5 protein-coding genes and 3 pseudogenes are annotated in these 7,700 nt (G+C 54.1%); 2 read left to right on the forward strand and 6 right to left on the reverse strand.

Annotated elements, in window-relative coordinates; translation table 11 throughout:
- The 4 genes from ACKWCC_RS17080 to ACKWCC_RS17095 all read right to left on the reverse strand — a co-directional run bounded on the left by ACKWCC_RS17080 (position 1) and on the right by ACKWCC_RS17095 (position 6,252).
- Positions 1–639: a DUF4286 family protein gene (locus ACKWCC_RS17080; protein WP_413997181.1), complete on the reverse strand. Its 639-nt coding sequence runs from the start codon at positions 637–639 to the stop codon at positions 1–3.
- A gap of 409 nt (positions 640–1,048) precedes the next feature.
- Positions 1,049–2,836 carry a tetratricopeptide repeat protein gene (locus ACKWCC_RS17085; protein ID WP_413997182.1) on the reverse strand — a complete coding sequence of 596 codons (1,788 nt, stop codon included), beginning with the start codon at positions 2,834–2,836 and terminating at the stop codon, positions 1,049–1,051.
- Positions 2,837–2,985: 149 nt separating this feature from the next.
- Positions 2,986–4,737 carry a M28 family peptidase gene (locus ACKWCC_RS17090; RefSeq protein ID WP_413997183.1) on the reverse strand — a complete coding sequence of 584 codons (1,752 nt, stop codon included), beginning with the start codon at positions 4,735–4,737 and terminating at the stop codon, positions 2,986–2,988.
- A gap of 63 nt (positions 4,738–4,800) precedes the next feature.
- Complete coding sequence (locus ACKWCC_RS17095; RefSeq protein WP_413997184.1) at positions 4,801–6,252, reverse strand: M20/M25/M40 family metallo-hydrolase; 1,452 nt, start codon at positions 6,250–6,252, stop codon at positions 4,801–4,803.
- A 251-nt stretch (positions 6,253–6,503) separates the two neighbouring features.
- Between ACKWCC_RS17095 and ACKWCC_RS17100 the strand changes: the two genes are divergently transcribed.
- Positions 6,504–6,857, forward strand: coding sequence for a hypothetical protein (locus ACKWCC_RS17100; protein ID WP_413997185.1), 354 nt, complete (start codon positions 6,504–6,506; stop codon positions 6,855–6,857).
- A 21-nt stretch (positions 6,858–6,878) separates the two neighbouring features.
- Here ACKWCC_RS17100 and ACKWCC_RS17105 read toward each other — a convergent pair.
- A pseudogene (locus tag ACKWCC_RS17105) lies at positions 6,879–7,010 on the reverse strand (CBS domain-containing protein); the annotation flags it as partial.
- Between the two features lie 361 nt (positions 7,011–7,371).
- On the opposite strand from ACKWCC_RS17105, the pseudogene ACKWCC_RS17110 reads away from it, so the two are divergent.
- Positions 7,372–7,596 (forward strand): annotated as a pseudogene (locus tag ACKWCC_RS17110) (AHH domain-containing protein); the annotation flags it as partial.
- Here the strand turns inward: ACKWCC_RS17110 and ACKWCC_RS19380 are convergent.
- Positions 7,586–7,700: pseudogene (locus tag ACKWCC_RS19380) on the reverse strand (IS30 family transposase); the annotation flags it as partial. The pseudogenes ACKWCC_RS17110 and ACKWCC_RS19380 sit on opposite strands and share 11 nt — an antisense overlap.

Consider the following 7,700-nt stretch of genomic DNA (forward strand, 5'->3'; position numbering starts at 1 on the left):
TCAATTGTTTTTGGCCATGTACGCCCAGGCCCAGACGCCAGAGGCCAAGGTTACCGAAATACGCTCATAGGCGCCGCCCTCATAACGATCGGCACGTTCCAGTTCCTTTGTGGTAAGCTGGTAGCGATGTCCCACCACCCCTTGGTCATGGGGCGGGGCGGGAACAATGTTGGGGTAGGTTCCAGATACTTTTGTGCCGGCCAGCACGTACCCCACAAGATGGTCTGGCTCCCCGGAAAGCAGGCGGGAAAACAGCTGGCGCTGCACCTCCCGCTCCTGTAGGGTGCCGTAGGCGAAGAGCTGGTGCACCTCCTCCGGCGGTGGGGCCAACTGTTCGTGCACCACCTCCAGCTCCGTACGGAAGGCCACGAATTTGCCGGCAAAAAGTCGTTGGGCATCTTCACGCAACCGCGGTGCATCTTCCTCATAATAGCGTTGCAACAGGGTCCGGTTGGCCAGGGCGAACTGCACACTGTAGGTAACCCCGCCCATTTCTTCGGCCACCAGTACCCGGGTCATCTTGGCCCACAGGAACTTGCCCGTGGCCAGCACCTGGGGAATGTGGGTGTCCTTCATCCACTGCACCCACTGTGCTTGGACCGTTTCCTCAATGTTGGTGGTAACGTTGTAGATCAACATGTTGCATAGGGTTAAAAAATGGCGCTCCCGGCGCTTGGTGCGGCACCGTTCATTTGGCCTTGCCACGTGCGGCCGCCCAAAAGTAAGCGAAGCGGAACGTTATGAAAAATGGTTTGCCCAAAAATGCGAACATTTGCAGACAGGGCGTCACGGAATTGGGCACCGCGAAGGCCCCCATCCATTGGGAACGTGGCGTTGCCCCCTAGTGTTAAGCTAAGCCAAATTCGTCGCATGATGCCATGCTTCTTTTGCGGCATATTGTCGTTAAAAAATAATGCCGCAACTACTGCCATGCCTTGCCTTCGCAGCAAATCGCCCATAGCACTTGCCATGTCGTGCCCAAATCTGCCACAAGATCCACTCCCGCACCTGCGGGAGCCCCATACGCCAATACAGCTTTAACCCAACACTAGTTGATGGCATCTCCCCGCAGCTTTCTAAACTGCTTCCGTGCCTGGGGAAAATAATAACTGTCCTGATAGTTGTAGATGATCTTCTCGTACTGTGCCTTGGCCTTTTCCGGTTGGTCCAGTACCTTCCGGTAAAGTTCGCCCAGGGCAAAAAAGGCGTCATCTGCCAGGATGCCGTCCCCAAAGAACTCGGTGATCTTGCGGTAGTTCAGTTCGGCCTCGGCATATTTCCCTTGGGCCTCCAGAAGCTGGGCCTGCTTTAACAGGGCCTCATCCTCTATTTTCTCCCCTTTGTGCTGCTGCAGGATGTCCTCGAGGGCGGCTATGGCCTCGCGGTCTTTTTTCTGATAGGCCAAAAAATCGGCCCGGGCATACTTTTTCAGGGCGGTCTGGGTGCTGTCTTCCAAGGAATTGTCCGATATGAGCAAACTGAGCTGCATGGCATCATTGGCAATGAGCTGGGAGGTGGATCCCCGCAACACCTTCAATTGGGTCAGGGCCCACTTAAAATCGCCCTTGTAAAAGCTGGTCTCTGCCACTTTATAACGGGCATTCTGCCCCAGCACATCGTTCTTTAGGCGCTGCTGTACCTGTGAAAAATAAATGAGTGCCTCGTTGAACTTTTTGTCATAGACCAAGATATCTCCCAGCGCCAACTTTATAAAGGCCATGCCCCGCGGATTCAGGGGCAGGTCCAAACTGTTCTTTAACAATTGTGCGGCGGGCTTTGGCTGGTCTTTTCTAAAGGCGAGGAAATTGGCATAGGCCACCTGCAGTTGTAGGGTGCCCACCCCATAACCATAGCGCTCCACCAGTTGCCCATAGCGCTCCCCTATGGCCTGCAGCTCTTTTGGGCCGGCATCCAAGAGGGCAATGTCCTGTAGGTTCAGTTGGGCCTCCAGCCGGGTGCCGTTATCCACGGCATTTTCCTCCACATATTCAAAAATGGCCTTGGCCATCTCCGTGTCACCGGTCTCCAGGGCCGTTTCGGCCAGGTTTTCCAAGCGCTGTATGGTGGCGCCGTCCGTCCTTTTAAAAATGGCCTTTTCCTGTCTAAAGGCACTGCCGTACTGCTGTTGTTGCACAAAGAGCCAGCTGAGCAGTTCGTTCCAGACCAGGTCAGGGGTGCCCTGGGCCTTTTCCAACAGCACCTGTTTCAGGGCCAGGTTGTTGGGGTCTTCCGCATTTTCCGAAATAAATTCGCTGATGCTCCTGAGCACATTGCTCCTGGAGGTCTTTCCGTTGCTTATGAGGTCCAGGTAGGCGCGGTACATTTTCTCCACGTTCCCCTGCTCCCCATAGATGCGCGCCAGTTGAACGTTGTAGTCCAAGGCGGGATTCAGTTCCATGGACCTCTTGTAGGCCGCTATGGCCCAATCCAACAGACCGTATTTCTGAAATTGATAGCCCAGGGCATAGCCAAAATTGGGGTTCTCGTCAATGCCTTCCAGGGCCCGATCGTAAAGGGCATTGGCCTCTTCGGGAAAATCCTGCAGGGCGCGGTTGTAGCCTTTTTCTATGTAGAGGTTGGGGTGGGGCCTGGGCAGTTGCAACAGCTTGTCCAAAAACGCATCGGCATCGGCATAGCGCTGCAGTTGCTGATAACACTGTACCAGCCCCTGCACATAGTCTGGCCGTCTGGGGTTCTTGGTGGCCAGTTTTTCGTAAAATACCACGGCCCGCTCAAAATCGCCCTCGGCAAAATACTGCTTGGCCAAAAAGTCTTCCTGCCCCTGTGACAGGGCAAGGCCGGCGACAAATGTAACAATGAAAATAAAAAAACGCATACCCAAAGATACGCAGAATGGCCTTGGCGCCTGTTAAAGAAATGGGAAGATGTGGTGGTAGGATGTCATGCGCCACCTGTGATGCCCAGTTTGGACCACCATTAAAGAAAGCATCCATCACCTGAGCCCCAAGACCTGTTTTCTGTTCTTCAGGGCGACAGCTGCGCCAACAGCGCGTTGGTGTGCCGCGCCAGGCGTTCCTGTGCGGCGGCAATCTCCTGCCGAAGCGCCGTGGAAGGCCTGCGTTCCATATCCCGGACCGAGGCAAAGGCCTTGGCGTACCAATCTTGCCAAGCCCTTAAAATAACGGCTTCCCCCTTGGGGTTTTCCCCTGATGCCATAGCCTTAAGGCTCAATTGAAGCTCCGCTTCCAGGCGCTCCTTGGCCGTGGCCTCCAGTTGGGGCAGCAAGGCCATTGCGGTAGCGGCATCCGAGTTTACCAAGCGGAGTGCGCTGGCCAGGGCCGCCGTGCCCACATTGGCCAGGGTCTCTTGGGACACCTTGTCCATGGTGTCATTGTCCGTATGGTAAAACTGGTCCGTAAAGTGCCACAGCAGCACCCCGGGGATGTCTGCATCCAAAAAGGGCGTATGGTCGCTGCCGCCCTCAAAGGGGTTGGTGTTCACCTCCCAATGGGCGTGGTTTCCCTGTTCCTTGAAGATGTACGTTAAAAAATCGTTGAGATAGTGGGGCTTCATCTCCTGCAGGGAAAGCGTCCTGCCGCCCCATTCGGTGTGCTTGTCTTCGCCGCGCGTCCAAATGGCGCTGGGATCGGGCATTTTTTCCAGTAAAAAGGAACCCCAGGTAAGGGCCGTGTTCTGCCCCACCATATCCAGGCTCACGCCCCATTTAATGCCCTTGGCCCGCTCCGGATCCTCTTGTATGTACCGCCGCGTGGAGATGATCTCATCTCCCCAGAGAAAGGTGAGGGTGCGGGCCAGGTCCACCTTTTTTTCCCGCAGCAGGCGGGCAGCGAGCGCGGCCATCTCCAACTGCGCCCCCACACCGGAAGCGTTGTCGTTGGCACCGGGCTCTTGCACGTGGGCACTGAGGACCAAGCGTTCGTTGGGCAAACGGCTTCCCTTTATATGGGCCACCACGGTCAATTCTTCGGAATCATAGCGTTTGGTGGCGATGTTTACCTTGGCCCTAACGCTCCCTTGTTCAAGGGCAGCCTCCAAACGCCCCTTGGCGGCATGGGAAAGGGCCAGGGCCCAGAACTCCCCCATACCCTTGGGCGGCAATCTGCGAAACTGTATGGAGGTGTTGTTCTTCTCCGGTTGCAGGTAACTGGGATTGTCATAGGTCATGGCACCAAGGGCCCCCGCACGCAGCAACTGGTTTAGATGGGGCCTTAAGCGCCCGTTGATGTAAACAATTTTTCCGGCCACCCCTTGTTGGGACACCTCTTTGGTAGTATCCAGGCGCACGATCTCCGCTTCCACGCCCATTTCCGGGGTGCCCGGGGAATGCAGGTAGATCATGTTCCAATTGCTTTCAAAGTCCAACAGTGCTTGCGATTGCCCCACGATCCGTACGTTGGCGGACACCGGTTCCCAAGTGGGATGTTCCATGGGCCTCCGCGCTACCACATAGGTGAGCCTATCTGCCGCCGTGGCACTTTCTTGGGGCACATATCCGGCCCGCTCCAACTGCTCTACAATATGGAAAATGGTCTTGTTGAAACCCGTATTGCCGGCCACCCGCCAGAACTGGGCCGCATAGGCCGTGGTTTTATGGGCCAGATCTCCCGTAAATCCCTCCCGTACCAAATCCAGATAGTCGCCCGAAGAGGCTTGGGCCATCGGTTGTTGGCTCGTGCCCCAGGTGGAGTTGACAAGCAAAAGGCCCAAAAAGACCCCTTTAAGCACTCTGGGCCATATACCGGGATATTCAAGCATCTCAATCTTTGTTTTAAATTTGTGAGGTCGATTTTTTATCGTTTTGGCCTTGGCCCATGGGAACTAATCTTCCCATTTCCAATCGCCCCCGATCACCAATTTTTCCTTCAAGCCCTTATCGATCATAAACTGTTTCGTGGCCCCACTGTCCATGGTGATGGCCGGTAGGCTGTCTGCGTTGGCCAAGCCATGGAGCATCATGGTGCCAAAGCGGGCCGTGTTAAGCAAATGGTCTTGGTTCACCAGGTGAAAATCGTCACAGTCGCTATGGTAGCAACCGTAAATGGCAGGGTCCAGATTGCTCTGCACGGAGAGGATCGGTATGCCTTCCAGTAAAAAGGGCTGATGGTCACTGTGCAGGCCAACCCGTTGGGAGAAACCGTTTTCATAAGCCGGGTCCCGCTGTTGTATGGCCGCTCCCAGTTCTTTGAAAAAGGGGGCGTGCACCCCCGATCCGGCCACGTTCATTCCCTTGGGGTTTCCGGCCATGTCCAAGTTCATCATGAACTTTACCTGCCCCAGGGTGTTCTGTTCCTTGGCCTGTTGCACCAAGTGCCTGGAGCCCAAAAGGCCCTGTTCCTCGCCCATGAACATAATGAATTTTACGGTTCTCTTGGGGCGCAGGCCGTTGGCCTTGAAGGCCCGGGCAATATCCAAAATGGCAAAGGCCCCGATACCGTTGTCTATGGCCCCCGTGGCCAGGTCCCAGGAATCCAGATGCCCGCCGATCACCACATGCTCTTGGGGAAGGGCACTACCGGGCAACGTGGCCACGACATTACGTGCCTTGATGACCTCGCTCTTGTTGGTCATCTGGATATGGGCGGTGACCTTTTCGCGCTCCAGGCGCTCCTTCAATGCCATTCCGTCTTCCAGTCCCACGCAGACCGCGGGAATGGGAATGAGGGCCCCGGTGACCGAGGCCGTGCCCGTGAGCAACACGCCCTTGGGCACTTGGTTGATGATGATGATGCCCTTGGCCCCGTATTGTATGGCCAAGGCCGTTTTTTCACTGCGGTGCAGGTTGCTGAGACCGGCCGGGCTGCCCTTTAGAATGTTTATGTACACCAGGGCGATCTTGTCCTTAACGGCATCCGGACGGGCGGCATAGTCCGCTTCCAGGCCGTTGCCCATATCCACCACCCCTGCGGTCACATTGGCCTTTACGGGGCTGTGCCCCAACGCCACCACCGGAACGGGACTGCCGTCCAAGGTCATGGAAACGCTGTCCCGCGCCCATGCCTCCACCTCAAAGGTCTGGTACTGCACATCTTCAAACCCGTAGGACTTGAACTTGTTGTAGGTGTACTCCTCTGCCCGGGCACCGTTCTCGGTTCCGGTGAGCCTATGCCCAATGGTATTGATGGCTTCCTCCAAATTGGCGTAGGCTTCGGAGTTTTCCTTTATTTCTGCGTCCACCCTGGCAAACAATTGGTCCTGGGTCTCTTGCCTGGGGGCTTCGGAACAGGCACCGGCCCAAAAGGCCATGGCCCCTAACAAAAGGTACTTTCTCATCATTTTAAATGGAATAAATTCCTGGCTAAGATACCCCCATTTTTGAAATTGCCGGCAGCGGATGCCCCCGTATAAATCCTGCTTGCTTTCCAAAAAAAGATCCTCTGCCCGTGCCCGCCGCCAAGGCACCTTCCACGGATTGTGGGATTATTTGTATCTTTTCCCCAGGGATGCCCATTGGGCACAGCAGTCACGGCCACCGCCAAAGAGATCGGGTGGCCGGGCAAAAGACACTCTAAAAAAAGTAGGTTTTGGAAACGCGAACATGTTTGGAATGCAACGCCCCCCTCATGGGCAGGGTAGATAAAAAATTCTGCAATGACCAGTGCCGCAATACCTACAACAACAAACTGAACAAGGAAAGCAACAACCTGATCCGTAGCGTGAACAACCAATTGAGAAAGAACTACCGCATCTTGGAGAGCTTTGCCCTGACCGATGGAAAGACCAAGACCACCAAGGCACATTTACTGCGCAAGGGGTTCCATTTTGACCTCATCACCAAATTGTACACCACCAAGAAGGGCACAGTGTACTACTTTGTCTATGATCTGGGCTACTTGCCGCTGGACAATGACTTTTACATGATCGTGAAACGGGATTGATCGCCTCTGCCACCTCCCTGCCTATTTCCAGTTGTGCCCGCTGAGCTTCAGGGCGGCAATGACAATGTCCTTTCTACTGATCTGGCCCACCAAAATGTCGTTTTTCATCACCGGGAGCCGGCGCCTGTGGTGGGTGTCGAAAATACCGATCAAAAAAAACAGGGGAACGGCAACTGTTTCGCTAACGGGCGTATTATTTTTTAGAGGTCAGCATATCGTTACTCATTTTAAATCGAGTTGATGGCCAGAATGTCAGGCCGGGCGCCCGCCTGGATGGTGGTCGAGGCAGGCAGTCGAAGCCTCCTTTGGCTGGCGAAAAGTTCTCGACTGCCTGCCCGTCCGGTAGGCGGGCGCTCGAACTGACAACAACAAAAATTTTTATTTATATGATAACCAAATGATTATCTTGTTAAGTTAATACATATTTATCTGCTGACCTTTATTATCTTTTTACATTTTGGCCACTTACCGTGGCAAAAGGATAATTGTATGATTGTAAAGCGGGGAAGCCCACCATATAATCCCTTGGGCATCGCGTTTTGATGACGTAATTCAAAAAGCGGCCGAGTGGGGATTTCACATGAACGACAAATTAAATGGAATTCCTCTTCCTAAACTATTTCAAGGTATCGGTGGAAGTCATGCTTACCATCCAAACTACAACGATTATGTTTTGGAAAGACTTAATGAATGGAAAAAAAGTAACCCTAATTTTACAGGCGCTGGATTCAAGTCATAAACGCAACAATGCCCTGATTTTCTATTGCTGCGGCAAAAACCTCGTTGGGCGTTCTGTACCCGAACCTTTTTCTGGGCCTGTTGTTTAAAATGTTCTCCGCCTTT

The organism is Maribacter aquimarinus, from assembly GCF_047345505.1.
Classification (GTDB): domain Bacteria; phylum Bacteroidota; class Bacteroidia; order Flavobacteriales; family Flavobacteriaceae; genus Maribacter.